Source organism: Fictibacillus sp. 23RED33 (assembly GCF_015903925.1).
Classification (GTDB): domain Bacteria; phylum Bacillota; class Bacilli; order Bacillales; family Fictibacillaceae; genus Fictibacillus; species Fictibacillus phosphorivorans.
The window spans coordinates 332,311-353,964 of the sequence record NZ_JACZDX010000001.1 but is presented as its reverse complement, the minus strand read 5'-3'; the positions used below and the strand labels follow the sequence as shown (position 1 = coordinate 353,964).

The 21,654-nt window shown below is 39.2% G+C and carries 24 protein-coding genes; 2 read left to right on the top strand and 22 right to left on the bottom strand.

From position 1 onward, the window contains the following. Positions 1-3: 3 nt before the first annotated feature. The 5 genes from IHV09_RS01850 to IHV09_RS01830 form a co-directional block, all read right to left on the bottom strand. On the bottom strand, positions 4-474 hold the full coding sequence (locus tag IHV09_RS01850) for a RidA family protein (RefSeq protein WP_197190689.1): 471 nt from the start codon (positions 472-474) through the stop codon (positions 4-6). Next, the gene (locus tag IHV09_RS01845) at positions 446-1,492 is read right to left on the bottom strand and encodes an amidohydrolase family protein (RefSeq protein ID WP_197190900.1); all 1,047 of its coding nucleotides are present in this window, start codon (positions 1,490-1,492) and stop codon (positions 446-448) included. Before IHV09_RS01845 ends, IHV09_RS01850 begins: the two co-directional genes overlap by 29 nt. Further along, positions 1,480-2,022, bottom strand: a complete 543-nt coding sequence (gene nbaC, locus IHV09_RS01840; RefSeq protein WP_197190690.1) for a 3-hydroxyanthranilate 3,4-dioxygenase — start codon at positions 2,020-2,022, stop codon at positions 1,480-1,482. The genes IHV09_RS01845 and nbaC overlap by 13 nt, the downstream gene beginning before the upstream one ends. A gap of 14 nt (positions 2,023-2,036) precedes the next feature. Next, entirely contained in the window at positions 2,037-3,524 is a 1,488-nt protein-coding gene (locus IHV09_RS01835) for a 4-hydroxyphenylacetate 3-hydroxylase family protein (RefSeq protein WP_197263479.1), read from the bottom strand. 250 nt (positions 3,525-3,774) lie between these two features. Further along, positions 3,775-4,524, bottom strand: coding sequence for an IclR family transcriptional regulator (locus IHV09_RS01830; RefSeq protein ID WP_197127057.1), 750 nt, complete (start codon positions 4,522-4,524; stop codon positions 3,775-3,777). 323 nt (positions 4,525-4,847) lie between these two features. Here IHV09_RS01830 and IHV09_RS01825 point away from each other — a divergent pair, with 323 nt between their 5' ends. Continuing rightward, positions 4,848-5,993 (top strand): histidine kinase N-terminal domain-containing protein, encoded by a 1,146-nt coding sequence (locus tag IHV09_RS01825; RefSeq protein ID WP_370568790.1) that lies wholly within the window; start codon positions 4,848-4,850, stop codon positions 5,991-5,993. A gap of 80 nt (positions 5,994-6,073) precedes the next feature. On the opposite strand, the gene IHV09_RS01820 is transcribed toward IHV09_RS01825, so the two are convergent. The 7 genes from IHV09_RS01820 to IHV09_RS01790 all read right to left on the bottom strand — a co-directional run bounded on the left by IHV09_RS01820 (position 6,074) and on the right by IHV09_RS01790 (position 12,589). Beyond that, the gene (locus IHV09_RS01820; protein ID WP_197127055.1) at positions 6,074-6,940 is read right to left on the bottom strand and encodes a dimethylarginine dimethylaminohydrolase family protein; all 867 of its coding nucleotides are present in this window, start codon (positions 6,938-6,940) and stop codon (positions 6,074-6,076) included. 213 nt (positions 6,941-7,153) lie between these two features. Beyond that, positions 7,154-7,972, bottom strand: a complete 819-nt coding sequence (nadE, locus tag IHV09_RS01815) for an ammonia-dependent NAD(+) synthetase (RefSeq protein WP_197263478.1) — start codon at positions 7,970-7,972, stop codon at positions 7,154-7,156. Between the two features lie 15 nt (positions 7,973-7,987). Continuing rightward, positions 7,988-8,602: a nicotinate (nicotinamide) nucleotide adenylyltransferase gene (nadD, locus tag IHV09_RS01810; protein ID WP_197263477.1), complete on the bottom strand. Its 615-nt coding sequence runs from the start codon at positions 8,600-8,602 to the stop codon at positions 7,988-7,990. After that, positions 8,595-10,082: a nicotinate phosphoribosyltransferase gene (locus IHV09_RS01805; RefSeq protein WP_197190693.1), complete on the bottom strand. Its 1,488-nt coding sequence runs from the start codon at positions 10,080-10,082 to the stop codon at positions 8,595-8,597. The genes nadD and IHV09_RS01805 overlap by 8 nt, the downstream gene beginning before the upstream one ends. Positions 10,083-10,108: 26 nt before the next feature. Beyond that, on the bottom strand, positions 10,109-10,657 hold the full coding sequence (locus tag IHV09_RS01800) for a cysteine hydrolase family protein (protein ID WP_197190901.1): 549 nt from the start codon (positions 10,655-10,657) through the stop codon (positions 10,109-10,111). A gap of 72 nt (positions 10,658-10,729) precedes the next feature. Continuing rightward, positions 10,730-11,506 (bottom strand): NUDIX hydrolase, encoded by a 777-nt coding sequence (locus tag IHV09_RS01795; RefSeq protein ID WP_197190694.1) that lies wholly within the window; start codon positions 11,504-11,506, stop codon positions 10,730-10,732. 240 nt (positions 11,507-11,746) lie between these two features. Next, positions 11,747-12,589, bottom strand: coding sequence for a DUF4037 domain-containing protein (locus IHV09_RS01790; protein ID WP_197263476.1), 843 nt, complete (start codon positions 12,587-12,589; stop codon positions 11,747-11,749). A 262-nt stretch (positions 12,590-12,851) separates the two neighbouring features. Here IHV09_RS01790 and IHV09_RS01785 point away from each other — a divergent pair, with 262 nt between their 5' ends. Next, positions 12,852-13,400, top strand: a complete 549-nt coding sequence (locus IHV09_RS01785; protein WP_197263475.1) for a GNAT family N-acetyltransferase — start codon at positions 12,852-12,854, stop codon at positions 13,398-13,400. A gap of 17 nt (positions 13,401-13,417) precedes the next feature. Here IHV09_RS01785 and IHV09_RS01780 read toward each other — a convergent pair whose 3' ends face one another. The 10 genes from IHV09_RS01780 to IHV09_RS01735 all read right to left on the bottom strand — a co-directional run bounded on the left by IHV09_RS01780 (position 13,418) and on the right by IHV09_RS01735 (position 21,654). Then, positions 13,418-14,104, bottom strand: a complete 687-nt coding sequence (locus tag IHV09_RS01780) for a YqcI/YcgG family protein (RefSeq protein WP_137790788.1) — start codon at positions 14,102-14,104, stop codon at positions 13,418-13,420. A gap of 89 nt (positions 14,105-14,193) precedes the next feature. Beyond that, positions 14,194-15,204, bottom strand: coding sequence for a phosphotransferase (locus IHV09_RS01775; protein WP_197263474.1), 1,011 nt, complete (start codon positions 15,202-15,204; stop codon positions 14,194-14,196). Positions 15,205-15,229: 25 nt separating this feature from the next. Further along, positions 15,230-15,532 carry a DUF2087 domain-containing protein gene (locus IHV09_RS01770; RefSeq protein ID WP_197263473.1) on the bottom strand — a complete coding sequence of 101 codons (303 nt, stop codon included), beginning with the start codon at positions 15,530-15,532 and terminating at the stop codon, positions 15,230-15,232. Further along, positions 15,522-16,325: a GNAT family N-acetyltransferase gene (locus IHV09_RS01765; RefSeq protein ID WP_197263472.1), complete on the bottom strand. Its 804-nt coding sequence runs from the start codon at positions 16,323-16,325 to the stop codon at positions 15,522-15,524. Before IHV09_RS01765 ends, IHV09_RS01770 begins: the two co-directional genes overlap by 11 nt. Positions 16,326-16,342: 17 nt before the next feature. Next, on the bottom strand, positions 16,343-16,519 hold the full coding sequence (locus IHV09_RS01760; protein ID WP_197263471.1) for a hypothetical protein: 177 nt from the start codon (positions 16,517-16,519) through the stop codon (positions 16,343-16,345). A 72-nt stretch (positions 16,520-16,591) separates the two neighbouring features. Beyond that, a complete protein-coding gene (locus IHV09_RS01755) occupies positions 16,592-16,762 on the bottom strand; it encodes a hypothetical protein (protein ID WP_197263470.1) in 171 nt (56 codons plus the stop codon). Positions 16,763-16,808: 46 nt separating this feature from the next. Next, positions 16,809-18,614, bottom strand: a complete 1,806-nt coding sequence (locus IHV09_RS01750) for an IucA/IucC family protein (protein WP_197263469.1) — start codon at positions 18,612-18,614, stop codon at positions 16,809-16,811. Next, the gene (locus tag IHV09_RS01745; protein ID WP_197263468.1) at positions 18,598-19,803 is read right to left on the bottom strand and encodes an MFS transporter; all 1,206 of its coding nucleotides are present in this window, start codon (positions 19,801-19,803) and stop codon (positions 18,598-18,600) included. The genes IHV09_RS01750 and IHV09_RS01745 overlap by 17 nt, the downstream gene beginning before the upstream one ends. Further along, positions 19,779-21,128: a lysine N(6)-hydroxylase/L-ornithine N(5)-oxygenase family protein gene (locus IHV09_RS01740; RefSeq protein ID WP_197263467.1), complete on the bottom strand. Its 1,350-nt coding sequence runs from the start codon at positions 21,126-21,128 to the stop codon at positions 19,779-19,781. Before IHV09_RS01740 ends, IHV09_RS01745 begins: the two co-directional genes overlap by 25 nt. Then, positions 21,103-21,654: a GNAT family N-acetyltransferase gene (locus tag IHV09_RS01735; protein ID WP_197128150.1), complete on the bottom strand. Its 552-nt coding sequence runs from the start codon at positions 21,652-21,654 to the stop codon at positions 21,103-21,105. Before IHV09_RS01735 ends, IHV09_RS01740 begins: the two co-directional genes overlap by 26 nt.

Below are 21,654 nucleotides of genomic sequence, written 5' to 3'. Positions count from 1 at the left end.
TTGTTAGTCCCCCTTCTCTTCTTCCACTTCAACAATCATTTCAATTTCGATCGCCGTTCCGCCTGGCAACTGGGCCATGCCAACTGCTGATCGGGCATGCTTTCCTTTCTCGCCAAAAACATCAACAAGAAGATCTGACGCACCGTTAATTACTTTTGGCTGATCGATAAAATCCTCCGTGCAATTCACGAATCCAAGAAGTTTTACAATGCGTTTTACTTTATTTAAACTGCCAAGCTCGTTCTGAACTACTGCCAGCAAATTCAGCATGGATTGGCGAGAAGCGGCATACCCGTCTTCTAAGGATAAGTCTCTTCCTAGTTTGCCGTGGTATTGATCGACACCTTGTCCGGCTGTAAATAGAAGATTACCCACTCTTACACAGCCGACATAGTTCCCTACAGCTCTGCGGACTTCTGGCAGCACGATTCCTAACGCTTCAAGTTTATCCTCCGGTGTTTGAATGACTTGCAACGACTGCACCCCGCTTTCTTTTACCAAGACTTAAAAATTCAGCAGCGTTTCCGCCAAACATCGCTTTACGCTGTTCATCCGTCAGCTCAAGCGTTTCATCCAGGACTTTTCCGGGATTCACTTCACGTAGCAGAAACGGATAATCTGAACCCATAAAGATCTTATCTGAACCGAATCGCTCCATCATATAGCGGATGTTCATCGGATCGTAATTTAATGAATCAAAATAAAACTGCTTTGCATAATGACTTGGGGGATGTGTTGTCAGGCGAAGATGCGGCCACACCTGCCATCCTTGATCAAGACGCGGAATCAAGTAAGGAAACGAACCTCCTCCATGAGCAAAACAGATCTTAAGCCTTGGAAACTTCTCCATCATCCCACTCCAAATTAATGAAGCTGCGGCTAATGCCGTTTCACTCGGCATCCCGATCGTATACATAAAGTTATGGTTTGGCATACGCTCTTTCCCTAGCGTTTCCCACGGATGAATAAAAAGCGGCACTTCCCACTTTTCAGCCATCTCAAAAAATGGAATAAAGTCAGGATGATCGAGGTTCTGTCCATTTATATTTGTTCCAATTTCGATCCCATGAAGGCCAAGGTCATTCATACAGCGGTCCATCTCACGTATCGCCGTTTCTGAATTCTGCATTGGAACCGTTCCTAGACCAGCAAAGCGGTCGGGATATTCATTCACGGTTTTGGCAATAAAATCGTTCTGTATCCTTGCCATCATTTCCGCTTGTTCAGGTGGAGCCCAGTACGAGAATGTAACAGGGATCGGGGATAGCACTTGAATGTCTACCCCTTCACGGTCCATGTCCTGTATTCGTTTTTTCGGATCCCATACTTGGTCAGTTACATCTCTAAAATTTTTCCCGCCTACCATAATGGCTGCGCCGCAAGCACAAGTCCGGTTTAACACCGGCCACCTTTCTCCACCATATTTTTCGGCAAAGTCAGGAAACGACTCTGGAATGATATGTGTGTGAAAGTCAATTCTTAGCACTTCCATTCCTCCACGTTCTCTGGCATCTGATAACCGCAGTCTTTGCATAGACGAACTCGTTCATTGGAGTTAAAACTGTGGATTGCTTCTTTTACTTGTTTCTCAATATCACTCAATTGAACGGTCACGCGATGCATCTCAGAATCACAGCGATCACAGAACCAAACGAAGTCTTCAAGCTCACCTTGTGCACGTTTTCGCTCGATTACGAGACCATACGAATTAGCCACACGATGCGGGGAGTGCGGAACCATTGCTGGAAGCATGAATACGTCTCCTTCTTTTACTTCAACGACTTCACGCTTTCCGTGTTTATTGATGATTTCTACATAACAGCTGCCTTTTATCTGATAAAAAAATTCATCTGAAGGATCAACATGAAAATCACGTCGCTTATTAGGCCCGCCTAAAATCATGGCGATAAATTCGGAATCCTGCCAGATTACTTTGTTATTTACAGGTGGCTTGAGCAAGTCTTTGTTTTCGTCGATCCATTTTAATAAATTAAACGATTTTAAAGTTGCTGTTGTACTCATCTGAGTTCCTCCTTTTATTTAGCGAGCTTAGGCTTGTCTGCTACAAGGTCTTGTGTGACTGAGAGAGCATCCTCAACCATCGAAAATTTTGCGTTTCTTTTATATCCGTTGTAGAAGATCGCTCTCTTACGGATCGGATCTCCCGTATAATAGCGCTCATATTGTACGAGGCGCTGGCCGAATGCTTCTCCACAGAGATCCCAAGCCAGTTTAAAAAGCTTAACGCGCTCTAATGAATCAACACCTTCACGACCTAAATAATATTTATCAATCTCACTTCGAATTTCTGGAGCATTAAAGTCGTTGCCTGTCGGTGACATAAGAAGCCCGCCTGCTCCAATAATCTGAATCACTTCAATCGCTCTAGGATACATTTTAGGAAGCATTCCTCTTATTGTTTCTAGCGCTGCTGCATTTGGCATCACTTCACCAGATGCTGTCGTTTCATACTCATATTCAGCTACTCTCAATAATGAGCGGATTACTTCCACGTTCTGTACGAGTTCACCCAAGTCGTTCTGTACATTCAGATATCCATCAACACCGATTGAGTCTGCTAATTTACAAGCGACTTCTGTAGCAAATGCTAGTTTCACATATCCTCTTACACCTGACTGATGAGCAGGCTGCTGAGCGATCCCAGTCTTAGGATAAAGAAGATTAGCTGCCTCCACATTGTTATAAAGAAAGACACGATCCCACGGTACAAGAACATCATCAAAGACAAGCAATGCATCCATCTCTTCAAAACGGGATGCTAACGGATGATCGAACTGCGAACGTTTTCCATCTTGCATAGGTTCACGGCAAAGCAATTTAAGTCCAGGCGTGTCCACAGGAACTGCAAAAGCTAGAGCATAACGTTCATCACCAGGCGCAAATCCTGGGAATGAATAGATGATGACTTCGTCAGTAATCGGCGCTAATGTAGCGAGCATTTTGGCTCCCCTAACGATTAAACCATCAGGTGTTTCTTCAACAGCACCTAAATGTGTATACATATCTTTTTGTCCATGAGAATTCTTGCTGCGGTCATTTTGAGGGTTGATGATGGCGTGCGTTAAAAACAGATCGTTGGTCTTCAAGTAGTTGTAGTAGTTCTTAATATTCAGCGACCATTCGGGATTATATTGATCGAGGAACCATCCGTTATTGGCCATACCTGTCACTACCACGTTAAGAAAATCGGGTGTTCTCCCCATCAATCCGAAGGTGGACCTTGCATAGATCTCAAACAGCTGACTTCTTGCCATCATCTCTTCATAAGTTGTAGGGTGAAGAAATGAATTGTTGACTCGTTCTCCTGTCTCTTTACAAATATGAGTGATGTCATTTTGATATTTTGGATCATGTTGCATATCGTACAATTTGGCGATCTCAGCTATCGGTTGTTTAAAAACAGGTTCGTTTACAATGTCTGCAACTCTCCTGCCTTCCATCCAAATCTCAGGTGAACGTGACTTGAGCCCATCTATATATTGAGCACCTGTTCGAATTCCCATCCAATCTGCCTCCTCTATTAAAGATATGTGAATTTGTTTCCACTATAAAAGAAAGCGCTTTCAATTTACTACCACGAAATTTCACATTATGAAATCGTCAGAAAATTTTATTAATTATTCTCACTAAAATAAAATATTCAATATGCTCTGAGGTGCAATGTTCGAAGAAGCTATTAGCTGAATGAATAGACATTTGGAGTAAATGTGGAAGAATTTTATATACCGTGTAGCGGATAGAAGGATAACATTATTATAGAACGCTTATATAGCCTAATTCTTTTGAGATAGACTCTGCTGTTTTTACAACATGACGAATCATAGATTGAGTATCCTGCCCGACCATATAGGATACAGGTCCTACCATGTTAAGAGCAGCAATAATTTGTCCTGTATAAGACTTAATCGGGGCAGCAATCCCATATAAGCCCATCTCATTTTCATTGTTACTGATGGCATATCCATTTGAACGAATAACTTCAAACTCATTCTTTAATTTTTCAACACATGTAATCGTATTTGGAGCTCGGCGAAGCAAGCCTCTTGAGATGGTCGGCTTAATCATGGAAGGATTGAATGCAAGCAATACTTTACCTGTGCTTGTACAATAGGCAGGTTTTGTATCACCTATAAAAGTAGGAACTGAAACTGAATTTGAAGAAGCTACTCTGAGAACAAAGCGGACTTCTCCACGATCAAGCATTCCTATATGTACAGTCGCATTAAACCTTCTTACAAGGCCTTCACATAGTGGAAGTGCTTCTGTGTTGATATCTTGCTGATACATCACGTGGTTGCTCCATTCTAGCAATTTCCATCCTAATCTATATTTTTTCTGGCTGTCTTGAATCAATATGCCCTCTGAGCACAGTGTACGAACTAAGTGATGTACTGTGCTTGCATTCATGTTTAACTTTTCTGCAATCTGCAAGTTTCCTAACGCGGGTTCATCTTTGGTGAAACAATTTAATATCCTTGAAATTTTTTGAACAGATGAAATCACAATTTCTCCTCCTCAAACGAGTTTGATACAGATGAAATCACTAAAATATATTTCGTATAGTACGTAAAATTTAAAGGATAGTTTTTCTTCTGTAACGAAGATGTATAAACAATAGGAGTTTATGAGATTATGAATGATTTCGTTGCTCTCTGCCCAAATACCTACATAATTTTCAAAATTTAATGAAAAAAATGTAAACTGCATATGGCATTTAGTCTATATTTCAATTACTATATGTAGTATAAATACTTTTATATATCAAATGATTACTGATTCAGTTCTTTATTCTTTCCATGATTTTAATGGTGAAAGAGGTGCGAGCGGTGGACATAACAGAAAGTCTAGTCACTTATATGGATGATAACTTGCCTACATACTTACATGAATGGCACCAGAGAATCGTGATATCGAATCATGATGTACATAAAGAAAAAGTGATAGAGAATGCCTTACATATGGTTGAGCTCGTTAAACAATCCTTACGAGGCGAGCTATCTCCTGAAAAAATTATGCACCTCGCACATGAAGTAGCGCTTCAGCGGTTAGAAGCCAAAATTAATATTGGTGAATTTGTTTATAATGTGAACCTTGGACGAAGTGAAATCGTCCGTTTCGTGACGGGCTCCGGCATATCTATTGAACAGCTTCAGCCCGTAATTGAAACGATCAATTCACTTTTTGATGAGTTTTTATATCACGCGGTTAAGAAGTATACACAGTTGAAGGATATCGAGATTGAGGAAAAAACAGAATTCATCGATCAAAGTCACAAAGAACGTTTAACCATTTTGGGGCAGATGTCATCTAGCTTTGTACATGAGTTCAGAAATCCGTTAACAGCTGTTATGGGATTTGTAAAACTCATGCAGCAAGAAAATCCAAACATGAAATACATTGATATCATCAGTCATGAATTAACTCAATTAAACTTTCGAATCTCTCAATTTCTTCATGCCTCTAGAAAAGGGGTACAAGAACGTGAAGCGGAGGATTTTGCTTTAGAAGATTTATTCACAGATATCTTAGATTTTATGTATCCAAGTTTAGTTGATGCAGATGTTACGGTTATTCCGCGTGTTGATCCTACGATTACTTTGCGGGCACACAAGGATGAGTTGAAACAAGTTTTGCTTAATCTCATCATGAACTCGATCGATGCGTTGCGCCAGATGAAACAGAATCGCCGAATCATGATCTTTAGCAAGATCGAAAATAACGATAACGTACATATCACCATTTCTAATAATGGCCCAGCTATTCCACCTGAAACAATCAGTACGATCTTCGAGCCCTTTTTTACTACAAAAGAATTGGGGACAGGTATAGGACTATTTGTGTGTAAAAAAATTATTGAAAAACACAATGGTTCCATCAGTTGTTCATCCGATGATAACATAACGACCTTCACCATCGTACTTCCTCTTCAAGGTACTATGCAGGAAGAAGAGACTTCTCAAATAGAAATATAGAAAGGAACTTGGAAAACGTCCAAGTTCCTCTTTAATATAGAAAAAGAATCTTCCACTAGCAAATACTACCGCATAAACCCTTAGTGCATCTCTTCCCGATATAAAGGCATTGAACAGCAGCGGAAAGATCCACCTGATTTTATGATCTCAGAAATGTCCACTTCGAGTATTTCATAACCTCTTTCACGAAGCGCCCTATTTACGTTTTCATTAATAGGAAGACTCAAAACCTTTTTGTTTCCTATTGATAACACGTTCGTACCCAACGTAAATTGTTCTTCTTTCTCTACTTCAATCACATTAAACGTAGAAGCAAGCATCTGATAGTCTTTTTCTTCGAAAGCTGGTTTGTAAATCAGAGCATCTTTTTCAGACAAAATGTTAAATACACAATCTAAATGTAGATAGATAGGATCAAATGGAACTGCTACGACATTCATATGAGGAACCTGTGATTGAAGTTCTTGAATGGTTTCCTCAGACGTTCTTCCACTCACCCCGATATAAACGGTATCACCATGGACGATTACGTCTCCACCTTCAATCCTGTCTCCTTCGATCAATGAAAGATTGATCTGGTGTTCTAACAACCAGTTTCGCAAGACCTTCTCTTCACCATCTCTAATGTTGCTTCCCATCCGGGAAACGAAGACGGTTTCACCGATCGTAAACCCTATATCGCGAGTGAAAACTTGTTCTGGGAACTTTTCCATCGCAGGAAGCTTATAAACGTCTACACCATTTTTTTTCATCGTATCTACGAATAGTTGGTGCTGTTTCATCGCTCGTTTCATGTTGATGTTATCTTTAGCAAAATGGCGCTGTGTTTCATTAATAATTTCATCGATCTTCATATATCTCGGTTCACACACAATTACTTTTTTTAATGTGCCGTATTCACTATCACAGTTCACGTATTTGTATTCTCCTTTTATTACGGTAGCCATCTATAATCCTCCATGCGCTCATAAGGTATTTATAAGGCTCTTCCCTAAATCAATAGTCCCGTAAACGTTTTTTGCATCTTTCATTAGTTTATTTATATTTTTTCCAAAAATAGCTAAAAGTTAACTTCTTTTAAAAATATTTAGGAAAATACAACAAAACAGCTGACTCAAAGGTACCATAAGTAAGTACCTTTTAGAATCAGCTGTTATTATTTATTGCCACCATTCATCATGAAGAGATGCGGGAAGCTGTCTTTTATGTTCAGTTTGAAGATAACGTTCTTCAATTCGCTTTGCTGTTTGATCAGCAACGACTTTTCCTTCTAGATAATCGTCTAATTCATCGTACGTTATACCTAATTCTGTTTCATCGGCTTGCTGTGGTTTTTCATCTAATAGGTCAGCCGTTGGTTGTTTGACAAACAATTTTTCTGGCGCTCCTAATTCTTTTAACAGCATTTTACCTTGACGCTTTGTTAAACCGGCGAGTGGAAGGATATCTGCCCCTCCATCTCCATATTTCGTAAAAAATCCCGTTATCGCTTCAGCGGCGTGATCTGTTCCTATCACTAATAAGTTTGCCTGACCAGCTACAGCATACTGTGTGATCATCCTTACTCTTGCTTTGACATTTCCTTTATTAAAATCAGAAAGCGGCTGTGAAACATACGTTTTATAGTTTTTTGAAAAAACATCTACTGTTTCTTTAACATTGAAAGAAATTCGTTCATCAGGGTTAATAAATGACAGTGCAAGCTCAGCATCCTCTTCATCTCTTTGTGTTCCGTATGGCAGGCGAACGGCAACAAATTTCACGATGTAACCTGATTCTCTTAGCTCTTCTACTGCGACCTGTGCCAGTCGCCCTGCTAATGTAGAGTCTTGGCCACCACTTATCCCTAGGACGAAACCTTTTGCTTTTGATTGAACAAGGTATTGTTTTAAGAAGTTTACTCTGTTTCGTATTTCAGTCGAAGCTACTATATTTGATTTTGTATGGAGATCACTCATAATTCTTAACTGCAAAGACATTAATCATTCCTCCTATCACTTGTACAGATCATGTTTTTTTATATATTCGTAACAAGCGTCAGGCAACAGATATCTTGGCTCGCCACCTTTAGAAAATTCATCACGGATATAAGTGCTGCTGATTTCCATAGACAGTCCTTTATCGATCAGATGAAATTTTGTACCATCATCATGATTTCTTAGGATTGGAGAGCGAGAGATCGTTTTCACCATATTGATCTCGTCCCTTGCCATCACAATAAACTTATTGTTTGAGGTTAACTCTTGGTCATACTTCCACTTACCATCTGCAATATCAACCAACAGATCTGCTCCCATAATGAAGTACACTTCATCATCAGGATATTTTTCTTTAAAATGTTCCATCGTGTAATACGTGTATACTTCCCAAGCTTCTTGAAGCATTTCATGATCATCCGCTATAAATGTATGATTATTAGATATTGCGAGTTGAAGCATCTCCCAGCGATGAGCATCTGAGGTTTTCATCGTTTTATCTTTTCGTTTACTTGAGCATGGTAGAAAAATCACTTTATCTAGTTTACAGCGATGTGCAACAGTACTTGCTGTCCATAGATGTACATTCGTTATCGGGTCAAAAGATGATCCATAGATTCCAATCTTACCCATTGTGAGGTTCTCCTTTTTCCATGACTAACATAACTTTTGTTTGTACTTCCTGTATGTTCTTCATCTTGTTATCCCAGCATTCTTGACTAAGGTCAACAGGATATTCTTCCGGATGCATCGTGCGTTTGTATTCGTCCCATAGCACTTCAAGGTTTTCTTTTGCAAAGAGCTGTATCTCTTTAAGAGTGGGAGTTTCGTAGACTACATTACCTTCTACAAAAATATCTTGATGAAGCTCTTTCGCTTTAAAGTTTGTTACAAATTTACTGATAAACGTATGAACAGGATGAAACATTTTGAGTCTAGGTTCTTCTTGAGGCGTTTCATTGTCCAGTGCAATATAGTCGCCTTCAGATTTATTATTCAATGTATTAATGATTCGATAAACTTTTTTCAAACCAGGAGTCGTTACCTTTTCAGGATTTCCGCTGATTTTGATCGTGTCTACCATATTTCCTTGTTCGTCTTCAATTGAGACGAGTTTGTAGACCGCTCCTAAAGCTGGCTGGTCATAAGCAGTGATTAGTTTTGTACCGATTCCCCAAGAATCTATTTTTGCACCTTGGGCTTTTAGATTAATAATCGTATTCTCATCTAGATCATTTGAAGCAATAATCTTAGTATCTGTGAATCCTGCCTCGTCAAGCATCTTTCTAGCCTCTTTTGAAAGGTAAGCAAGATCTCCACTATCTAAACGAATTCCCTTAAAGTTGATCTTGTTTCCTAATTCTTTGGCAACCTTAATCGCTGTAGGTACTCCAGATCGCAATGTATCATACGTATCGACTAAAAACACACAGTCTTTGTGACGTCGAGCATATTTATGGAAAGCTGTGTATTCATCACGGTACGTTTGGACGAGAGCATGAGCGTGAGTACCTGCAACAGGTATACCGAACCGTTTTCCTGCTCTAACATTAGAAGTAGCTTCAAAACCACCGATAAACGCGGCTCTCGTTCCCCAAATCGCTGCATCCAACTCTTGTGCTCTGCGTGTTCCAAATTCCATCACTCGTTCTTCTCCAACTACTTGTTTAATGCGGGATGCTTTTGTAGCGATGAGTGTCTGATAGTTTACGATATTCAAGATAGCTGTTTCAATTAGCTGTGCCTCTGCTAATGGTGCTTCTATTCGTATGATAGGTTCGTTCGCAAAGACCAGTTCTCCCTCAACCATTGAGCGAACAGTACCCGTAAATTTCACTTGCTGCAGATACTCCAAATAATCTTCTCCGTACCCTAGTTCCTCTTGAAGGTAATCAATATCAGTTGTTGTAAACTTAAAGTTCTTCAAATAATCTATAATTCTTTCTAATCCAGCGAATACAGCATAACCGTTCCCGAAAGGAAGTTTACGAAAGAAGACTTCAAATACAGCCTTTTTATTATGAATGTTGTCCTCCCAGTATGTTTCCGCCATATTAATCTGGTAAAGATCTGTGTGGAGCGTTAAGCTATCATCAGCATATTGATTGTTCATTTTCATTACCTCCAAGTGAATGATTTTTAGATAACTTTTGCGTTCAAACAACTCTTAAAATGTCCTAATGCCCACTCATGTCCTGCTTGGTTGAAGCTCGCTACCCCTTTTTCATGAACAACGATCTTAAGTCCAGCATTGTAAGCATCGACAGCTGTATGAAGACAGCAGATGTCTGTGCAAACTCCTACGATGTGAACCTCTGTAATACCACGTTCGCGAAGCTTCATTAATAAATCTGTTCCCGCGAAGGCACTGTATCGAGTCTTATCCATCCAATAAACATTCGATTTTGATTTATGTGTTTCATAAACTTCTTGAAGAGATCCATAAAGCTCACGACCATGTGTTCCTTCAATGTTATGTGGTGGAAAAAGCTCGTTTTCCGGATGAAACTTATCATCTCTATGATGCTGATCAATGGCAAAAACGACAAAATCATCGTTTTTAATAAATTGTTCCGTGATAGAAGTAATCTCACTTTCAATATCCTGACCTGGTTTCCCACAAGTTAGTGCACCTTCATCTGCCACAAAATCAAATGTGTAGTCAATATTGATTAAAGCTTTTTTCATCATAAATTCCTCCTCATATTGTTTTGGTTAACTATTAACGATTCGTTAATTATTATCCGTAAAAAAATTTGGTTAATATCGCGCTGTATAGATCGGCTTTAAAATATCCATTTCAATAAATGTATAAAGTTTTGTCGCTCTCTTTGATGTTCTGGTGGTTGTTTTTCCTTGTACTTCTTGAATAAAAGGAAGAGATTTAATCTTTCTTGAAAATGACTGATCGCTTAAAATTGCAGGATCATCGGTTACAGTTCTTAATACGGCCTGTAGTTCAGAGTAAGTAAAGTTTTCAGGCAGAAAGTTTTTAGCTACAGTCGTTTGCAATAAATCGTTTGTGATCACTTGAATCGCATCTCCAATGATTTGTTCATGATCGAATGCCAGGTCCAGTTTCTGCACATCTTTTATTGAGAACAACTCAATATCTGCCGCATCATCTTGTGCTTTTCTTAGCGATAGATACGTATCAGGAACAATCGCATAATGTGCGTTCGAGATGATCCATCCTCTAGGATCTCGACCAGGTTTGTCGTAAACGCCAAATTGTTTAATATGAATTCCAGAGATATTCGTCTCTTCTTCTAGCTCTCGTTTAGCTGCTTGAAAGCCTGTTTCATCGTCTTGCACGAAACCTCCAGGAATCGCCCACTTGTTTGCTTCGATGTTCAAATTCCCTTCAGAATCAAGTCCCGCTCTTTTAATCAGCATGATTTTAAGGTCCATCGTTGGAGGTTTATACGCCTCATTTTTTTCTGAGATTATTGTAAAAACGCAAATATCGGAAGTGTAACCATCTGGTGTACGATATTTTTTGATGTCGTATTGTTTCAAAGCTTGCTTATTAGACAATGGTGTACCTCCTTTTTTAATTAACAAAATGTTTATTGTTAATTTATTTATATTCTATTTACCTCTTTTTGTCAACGGTTAAACTTTATTTTTTTTGTTGTATCGATTTTTGTTCACGTTGCTCGCTTTTTGCGAGGCAGGCGATGAGCGTACAAAAAAATAAAAAACCACCCGAGAAGACGAATCCACCCGGATGGCTATTTCTATTGTGTGTGCATAACTGCTTTTTTATACTTGGAATCAGCCTTTATTTTCCGGTCGAACAAAGCTCATCTTTTCTTTGTAACCCGGTAAAAATGGAAGGTCAGGGTAATGTTTCTCCACGAGGTTAAAAACTTCTCGAATCAACAGTTCTAATTCTTTTATACTCTCATGAACATTTTGAATGAGAATAGAAGATAGCCGCTCATCTAAATAAACTGGCTTTATTGTGAAGATCTCGCTATATTTATGCATCCACTTAAAGGACGGATGATGAATATACAATTTATTCATACCGAATAATGTTCCAAGAAGTTTCTTCTGAACACCCACCATCAAATCATACAACATAATCCACTCGTTCCTATCCAATAGAGCATAACGGTTATTCCACCTACTCCATAAAGCTAGATTTTCTTTGATCATGTTTTGTGCTAATTGATCTGGATACACTTCCACTTCTTTTTTCATTTCACTAATCACGCGATCTCCGTACAAACTCACTCCATAAAATAGGGATGAAGCCATGCACTGTTTGCCGTAATCCACTTCAAACTCTTTCACTACTTCTTTTATCCACGTATTAGCTGTAGTTGTTAAGAAACTGCTGATCTCAAACTTTACATTTTGAGGTGTTAAATAGCTCTCTGCCCATTCTTCCTCTTCAAACGGATGAAACTCAATGATTGATCCATCTACCTCGCGAATAGGAAACATTCTATCGTCATCAGTCGGAGGTTCTGACCAGAAAATATTTAGTTCAATATCTGAATGCTTGTCTTCCCAGCCTCTTGAAACAGACCCTGCCAATAATACAGCCTGCACTTTTTTATTTTCTTTATAAATAGCTGCCATTTTACTAGCCTTATCTTTTAGATTCAATATCAACTCTCCCACTTTCATCTATCTTCACTTGTTTCTGAAGTCTACTAACATATGTGAATTATTGATAGTATTAGATTATCATAGTTTAAACATTTATCTGCTACTTATCTGTTAAGTGAAGAACATGCATTTAACAAACATGGTCAAACGATGTTTAACCCTTGGCAAGTAATTAGAATTAGCGACCTCAAATAGGCGTGGGCTGACTTTACATGTAAAATTTATAGAAAACTTTAACAGAGAACGGTGGGATCAATCGATGTTACATACAAAAAGAATTTCTTTTCGAGAGATGGTAGCTGAAGATTGGATAAATGTTCATAAGTATGCCTCACAAGAAATTGTGTCTCAATACCAGCCATGGGGACCGAATGACGAAAATGATTCTATTACTTATGTGAATGAAGTTATTAACGATGCAAAGAAAAATCCTCGTGGACGATATGCGTTTGCAACTGTTGAAAATCAATCACAGATGTTGATCGGAGCTGGAGAACTACTGATCACCTCTTTGACAAATCGTGTGGGTGAAATCGGTTATGTGATTCATCCTGATTATTGGGGAAAAGGATTCGCAACAGAAACCGGGCAACTATTGCTTAAGTTCGGTTTTGAAGTTCTGCAGCTTCATCGCATTTTTGCAACATGTGACCCTAGAAATAGAGCATCAGAGAAAGTTTTGATGAAATTAGATATGAAGTTAGAGGGAAAAATGCGGGAAACCATCATGCTAAAAGACGGATGGCGTGATTCCTTGTTATTCAGTATGCTAGAGCACGAATGGACAAAGAAAAAAGGACTCGGTTAAGAGCCCTTTTCTACGTTTTATTTATGATGAAACGGACATTTTCCCGCTATCGGTTCAACATCGTCTCCAATAAAGTATTGTTTCCATTCACGGTGTTCAGGGTCCCCATAATGACTGATGTTCGGGTGTTTCGGAAGATTATCCCACTTCTCTACCCGCTCTCGAACTTTTTCCCGAGACATCGCTCCGCCTGGTGAAGTACCTTCTAATCCTTCAAAAATGCGGCGAGGCTGGAATCCGAGAACTAAGCTATTCCCAAGATCTCTTGTTTTTCTTTGTTTGTATGCGGGCGCGTTTCCGAATACGAAATAAGGCTCATTATCAAATGAAAAAGCGAATAAGTGATGGTCCGGATCTTTCGGTATATGCTCTGGCCAAGGTTGATTATCTGTTTCGTGCAGTGACTGAAGCATTTTCCAAAAATAATCGCGGTAATACGGAATGTCTTTCTCTTCTTTCTCCGGCTCAACAAACACAAATAGTCCGTGACGAATCAATTTAGGTGCGTCAAAAAGTTTGTTAAACTCTCGAATCGCTTCAGGAAGGTTCGACCAATCATCATGCGTCACATAGGCATAACGAAGCTCCCCCTTATTCTCAGCAGCCATTCCAAAATAACAAGGAAAGGTCTTGTTGGTCACCGTCTCATGAAAAGTCTTATACTCTTCTATCACCCAAGCTGGTACTTTTTCTGGATTCGTCATATCTTCTTTTTTCAGCAAACATAATTGTTTCGTCTCCACTCAACCACTCCTCTAATCTGTTAATGAGGAATTTCCCTTAAGCTACTTTGTTAAAACATGAATGTTACTTCTTCTTTTTTCCAGTCCATCATTCGCTCTAATTTTTGTAGATGACGGGCTAACCAGACCATTTCTTGCTGAAATCGTTTCGGAGGCTCTCCTTCATGAGGAGTGACATCGATCCACCACGTACTTTCCATGTACCATACTAATTTTAAAGCTATCACTAATCTTTCAACTGATAATTCATTTGTATTATTGTATCCTTTAAGAAATGCCTGGACAGCTTTACGATTTAATGTATTATTTTGCAGACATGTTGAGATGATCAGTCTGCCTATATCCAATTCTAAGAAGTCATAGTTCATTCGATCAAAATCGAGAATTGCCGATATGTAATCACCCGAAAACAGCAAGTTATCTACCCAAAGGTCACGATGGCACCAGCCAGGGGTGAGATTTCCAAACAGCTCTATATTAAACGCTAAGGTTGCAGCCATTTGAAGTTCCATCAAAGAACGGACATGATCTAATCCTTGTTCATCACACTTATTGATTTCAGATTGCCAATATTCCACACGTTCTGCTATAGAGGGAACCTTAAATACCGTTTCTGATTTTGCTTCTAATGTTCCATCATTTAATAACGCGTGCAGCTTTCCAATTTCTTCACCGACAGAATGCATCTGTTCACTAGAAACATTACCAGGCGGATTTAACATTCCTTCCATAAAACGCATAACGGTAAAGCGTTCACCTTCTGTCGACCTCTGTAAAAGATCACCTTTATAAGACAAGAGCTCAGGACAGACTAAACCTAATGAAAACAACCGATTTTGTGTTTGAAGGGTTGATTGTATCATTTGAAGGTCGTACTTTTTCATCCGCTCTTTGTTGTATTGCTTGATTAGGAAAACGCCTTGGTTCGTTTCTATCTTCCATTTTTGATTGAGCCAACCTCGATCGATCGGTGTACATTTATCCACTTCAAAACCAAAACGTGCTTCTGCTTCTTCTTTTAAATGAGTCCAAAGACTTTCATTCGAAATACCAGTCTCCACTTCATTCACTTCTTTCTAACTGTTACTAGAGTTCTTGCCATTTTGTCCAAAGTGTTTCATCTCTTTTTATGTAATTTCCCGCATCTCGGTCCATGTATCCGTTCACAATAAATTCTCTGCGAATGGTACAAAAATCTTCATGATACGTTTTAATAAATTCGTTGATCTCTCTTTCGGTATAGGACTGGCTGTCATTCAGCTGCTGAACTAAATATTCTAACACCACTAGCTTTTTCTTCTTTTGTGAAGGCATGTTTTTCAATCGTTCTTCTTTGTTTAGAAATGCGTTTAATACACTCTTTTGGTAGCTATCTAGACTAGTTGTCATTATGGTAATTCCTTTCTTTACAGTGATTGATCGTCCATTTTTCAATGTCTATAAAACCTAACCGCTTGTAGATGCGGCCAGCCTCTGGATTGTCATAGAATAAAGTAAGTGTCTTGTTTTCTTGAAAAAGGTTATGCATCAGGTGTTCTACACAGATGCTTGCCAATCCTTTTCCCTTTTTTTCGGGTAGTGTACAAACTCCTGAAACCATTGCTGCGACAGATGTCTCGCAAACTGTAGATGCTGATGATATCAACTTGTCATCTTCTTCGATAACGAATATCCTAGACCACCCATTACTCATCTGATCCATAAAAGACTCAGGATTATATTCTCTCTTAAATTCAGGAACTTCTTGATAAAAAGAGATGAGCCGAGGAACTTCTTCTTCGCTTAAACATCTGACTGAATCAGAATGGTTATGATTCGGTGTGGGGTCACATTTTGCATAATAATAACTTTCGCGTTTTGAGTAACCTTCTGTAATTAAAGGTTCTATCTCTTTCGTTAACCGTTCTATTCCATTAACTTGTTTCTCGTTTGTATCGGCATTAATCATGTTCGCAATTACCTGCACATTACAACCTGTTTCCCAATACGGTGTATATTTGTTCTTAAATTTACACAGCACAGCGTTCAACTCACCATCGGAATCGAACTGCCCCCATAGGGTTTGAATATCTGCTTCGTACCCATATGCTTCTATTCCCCACAATGTAAACAGGTTCTCTGCTGGTCGTTTACTTAGAAGTCTCATTACATCTTCATGATCACTTTGATTTAATTTTCTCATATTCTTAAACCCTCAACTTATACAGATTGGGATGGGCTATTACGTTCAAAACCTAGATAACGTGCGCCTTGAAAAGTAAGTGTCCCTTGATCACCTTCAACTAAGATGCCATACATGGAACTCCATTCGGATCCCTGTCTCCACTTGAAACGAGGCATAATACCATATTGAAGCAGACGTTTCGTTAGAACCACCGCTTCTTTTCGTTATCCCTCACAATACCCACCTACCATAATATTACATACAGGAATAAAAAAACAGAAGTTTCAGATTAAATACTTGCATTTTACGGTACGTGTTCTTATTTCGGTTACACGTTCGCCTGTAAATGGTCTCTTTCTACCTGTAGACATATCGTAACCACCTGTAACTGTGAACTCACCACCCGAACGATCGCTCTTTCCACCGGTAAATCGCAACTCATCACCTAAATGCACAAAAAAAAAGGACTTCCCGTTTACCAGGGAAGTCCTCATTTTCTAATTATTGAACAGTCATCTCTTTGTTTTGGCGAATTTCATAAAGTGCATTTCGTACTTTTCCAAACTCAGAGGCATGTGGACGGTCATCTCCATCTCCATAACCGTAATCTACCATTCTATTTCGGTTCAAACATAGCTTTGTAAGCTCTGGCTTAAAGAAATCAAACAGCTTAAATCGATCTTCTAGATGTGAGAATCTTGCTTGGTACGATTCAATACTGTCCACCAAATGTGACCAGAATGCTTTTTCTTCTATTAAATCGTTACGTACCATTACGTTTGAGAGATAACGCAGATGACAGATAAATAGTCCCGTGAAAATAAATTGCGTTAAACCTTCAGGTGGTTCACTTCGTAATACAGCGCGCAGCTCCTCTGTTACACCCTCTAACTCTTTGAAAGGCTGATCTGAAATATTCACGTCATCTACATAATCTTTTACTGCTAACCTCTCAGGCTGGTAGTCTTTTAAGATCAGTATCGTGTTCTGACCATGCGGTGAAAAGACTGTTCCATATTGATAAAGGAAATGAAGCAACGGTGGCATCACAACACCAAAGAACTTCTTCATCCATTCGTCAGCAGTTAACCCAGACTTTTCAATCAGACTTTGTACATAAGGCTTTCCGTTCCCATCAACATGATGAAGTGCAGCAAGCGTAATCGGTTGTTCACCGTCTTTTAGATACGTGTAGATACTTTCACGCCAGATTGTTCCTAACATCTCCAGATATTGATATGGTGCTCCTTTTAGCTGGCTATAGTGAGGGTGATCTACATTAATGCTCGCTACCTCCCCCGGAAGGACCACTTCACATTCGTCACGTAAGAAACTGTCACCTTCAAAAATTCCTTTGATGTGCTCTGTAACGCGTGGTGCGATCAATGTTCGTTCTGACGGAAGTCCACGATACACAAGCGTGTTTAAAATACTCATCGGAAGCTTGACATGAGATTTCAACGGGTTTGTCACATTAACAAACGTTCGAACAGACTGTTGTGGCAAGTAATGATCCGTTCCTTCTTCTAAAGGTACAATCATGCCTGTCGCTAGATCCTCAGCAAAATTTTGAACTAAAACGTTATTCCATTGCCATTCATGTACTGGCATAAAATAATAATCTAGCGGTAATTTCCCGTTCTCTCGTAAAATCTCATTAAAGCGCTGAACAAGAACACCATCTAGTTCTCTCATTAAAAGTTTTTCATAATGAAGTTCTTGTACAGATTGAAACTGAGCACGATCGCGATGAACGGCAATCCAGAACAGCTTTGTTTCATTCTGATTTTCAGGAGCGTATTTGTTATAGTCATCGAATCCAAAACCGATACGACCTTTGTTGTACGTGATCCATGGATGACCTGACATCTCTCCCTCAAGCTCGGCATAATCAAGATCTACTAATTGGTCAGACGTTCTTTTATGATTGTTTAAAAGATTCGCATCGGCAATAAGTGTATGGTTTAGTTCCTTGATAAGGTGACCCGCTGTTTCGGAGGACATGCCGATCATCGGCTGAATATCCATCAAAAAGCGAATCGCATGGATTGCAGATTTCCATTCACCATTCTCAAACACTTCGATTGATTCCGGATCTACATCAAAGCTTTCAAATAAACGTTTTTGGGCAGTAAAACGATATTTGCGTTCTTCGTTCACTGTAAAAATGTATCCCCCATCTTCTTGCTCTGGGAAAATCATCTCTTCATACATATATTCTGCAAGCATCTTAGCTAACAAATTTTTGTTCACTTTTTCCCACGTATCTTTTTTTAGCATGGACTCTGTTTCATTTATATAAAGCATGTTCTTCCTCCTTATGTAAGTGCAATTTTCCTTTGTTTCTTTCTCTCGAGTACGTTCCCCATAAAAAAATGAGTAAGTGGAGAACGACGAACAAACTAGCAAAAGTAAATACGGCTGATATTGAACGGTTGTTAACAATGGATGATGCCGCGACTGGAGCTAGCAGCAACCCTACATTTTGAATCGCTGAGATTTTGCTATAGTCTCCATGCATATTAACACTCCACTTAAAGATAAATACGTCTATTTTTGCAAGACACCAAGCAGCACCTATACCGAACATACAGCGGAAAAAGATGAGTCCCGCGATACTCGTTTCGATTCCTTGAAGAAACAAACCGACAATAATCATGCTCGCCGCACCAACATAGCCGTACCATCCTAACCGTTCACTGTATTTTTTTGTGAGAGGCAATGTGACGATTGCCATCAGACTCGGAATCAAATACAACCAACTGCTCATCATCGTATTCGTGCTGTAGACATTTTCCGTGTATGTTGTAAAAAATGGCCGGATCATATTTACTGCAAGATGAAGCGTTAAAACGATAATTCCAAAAAACAAGAATTGAGTTATTAAGCTTCGATGATTTGTTTGTTTTAAATCTGATTCTACAATTACGTTTTTGTTTACTTTTTTTAAGAAAAATAGACTAAAGACTGCCATTAAACATTCAATAATTCCAACGATCCAAAAGATCAGTAAAGGATTATCCATTCCTATAACCCATCCAGACAGAATAGTCGCTGTAACGATCGCACCTTGTAAAACGGCATGATAGCTGGCTGCTGCCCCTGTTGTAGAATTTCGATTCTCAGAGATTAAAATGGTATACAACAGAAAGTAGCTGCTCTTAAAGGTCAATAAAAGTACACTCGCTGCTACAAACATTTCAAAGCTTTGTGAGATCGCCATCAGAAAGCAAGAAATTCCTGTTCCCCATTGTCCGATGATCAATAAGGTAGAGCTGTTATTACTTTTGTAGGCGATCAATCCCCAGATCGGAGTAAAGACTACAACGACGAGTCTGCACGTCATAATGTAGAACCCTGTCAGGTCCGGATCATTTATGCCATATACCTTTTTAAAAAATTGAGGATAAAAAGGCGATAGTAATACTTCTGTGCATACGAATAGAAAGACACAGCTTAATAAAAAAAGGTTTAACGAACGGTTGCTGGTTTCCATAAAGGTTCCGTTCCAAAATTCTGAAACACATTTTTTGTAGTAACAGGATACATTTCCTTCTCAAATAGCGTATTGATAATAACTGCGTTTCTATGTGCGCCGAGACCAAGATCTGGAGCACCTACACCGTGAGTGTGAAGCTCTCCGTTTTGAATAAAGATGTGGTTATTTTGCAGACCCTTTGTCTCCAAACGATAATCACTAGTAATCTGATAGCGATTCTTAGAATCCCATTGAATCTGATCCTGCATCTTCATTAAGAAATGCGGAAATGCTGGAGCATAGCCTGTCCCTAACACGATGACATCAGATTTCAATTCAAACACTTCCCCTGTTACGTTCTGACGAAGTGTAAGCAAGTGAGTATCTTCACTTCTTTCAAGATGTACAAGTTCGGTCATCGCCTGCAGACGGATATCAGGCTTATGTTGTCCAACTGATTTTTCATAAAGCAGATCATAAATATCCGCGATCGTGTCCATGCTGATCCCTTTGTAGAGAAGGTCTTGCTTTTTCAAAAGCTCATCCTTCTTTGAAGAAGGGAGGTTGTAAAAGAAATTCGTATAATCGGGTGAAAAATATTCAAGACCAAGCTTCGAATATTCCATTGGGAAAAATCCTTTTGATCGCGTGAACCAGTTTAAAGAATAAGAGCCATTATCCTGATGCTGCGCTAAATCATAAAACACTTCTGCTGCACTCTGACCAGAACCGACGACTGTAACTGAATTTGCGTTAAGAATCTCTTCTTTTCGATCTAAGTATTGTGAAGAGTGGATGACCTTTGCACCAAGTTTCTTCTCTATATGCGAAGGTATAGATGGAATCGTACCGATGCCGACAGCAAGATGCTTCGTATAGTACGTCTGTGTTTCCCCGGTTTCTAAAGACTCTACACTCACTTCGTATACCGAGCTCTCCGCATCTTCAACCGGTTGAATGTGTTCAACTCCCATACCAAATGAGCAAGAATCAAGCTGACTCGCTACCCAACGGCAATAGTGGTTGTATTCTTTTCTCGGGATATGAAAGTTCTCTAAGAAATAAAAGTGGTATAGTCTATCATGTTTCTGCAGATAGTTTAGAAACGTGTATTTGCTTCTCACATTAGCCATACTAACTAGATCCGCAAAGAATGGTACTTGTAGTGTCGTACCATCGATCAGCATTCCTTTATGCCAGTTGAATTCTGTTTTCTTTTCAAAAAAGAGCGCTTTTTTACCTTCTGTTTCATCTAGCATAGCCGCTAGCCCAAGGTTGAATGGACCGATACCGACACCGATGATGTCAAAAATCTCGTTATGTTGTGATGGTTTGAAAGACATCTCTCCATCTCCTCTCGAACGTTTCTCTATGACAATACATGAGCATCCCGGTCTTATCCGGCAATTCGATCGGCTTCACTTTTTCAAAGCCGCACCTTTCAAACACATGTATCATCTTCTCATTTTGAATATCAGGTTCAGCGATTACTTTCTCAGTCCCTTTTGATAAAAACTGATAATGTACGATGGCACGTAATAAGGGAAGTGCGTAACCCTTCCCAATAAAAGATTCTTCTCCGATCAAAAGATGAATTCCCTGGTCTTTAGGATGTGGATCATAGCTCTTCTCTACCACATCTCCTTTTACCCAGTATGCTTCCCAATAGCTCATCGGAACTCCATCTATTAATCCCATATACAGCGTTTGATGCTGATCAGCCAGGAAAGTTTCTAAGTGCTTTCTGTATTCTTCAAACGAGACATCCAGTTTCCAGTATGGAATCACATACGGTTGCTGCTGCCACTTATGGAGAAGTGATACATCCCGCTCCAAATCTACTTTTACATACGATAACGTCTTTTGGAT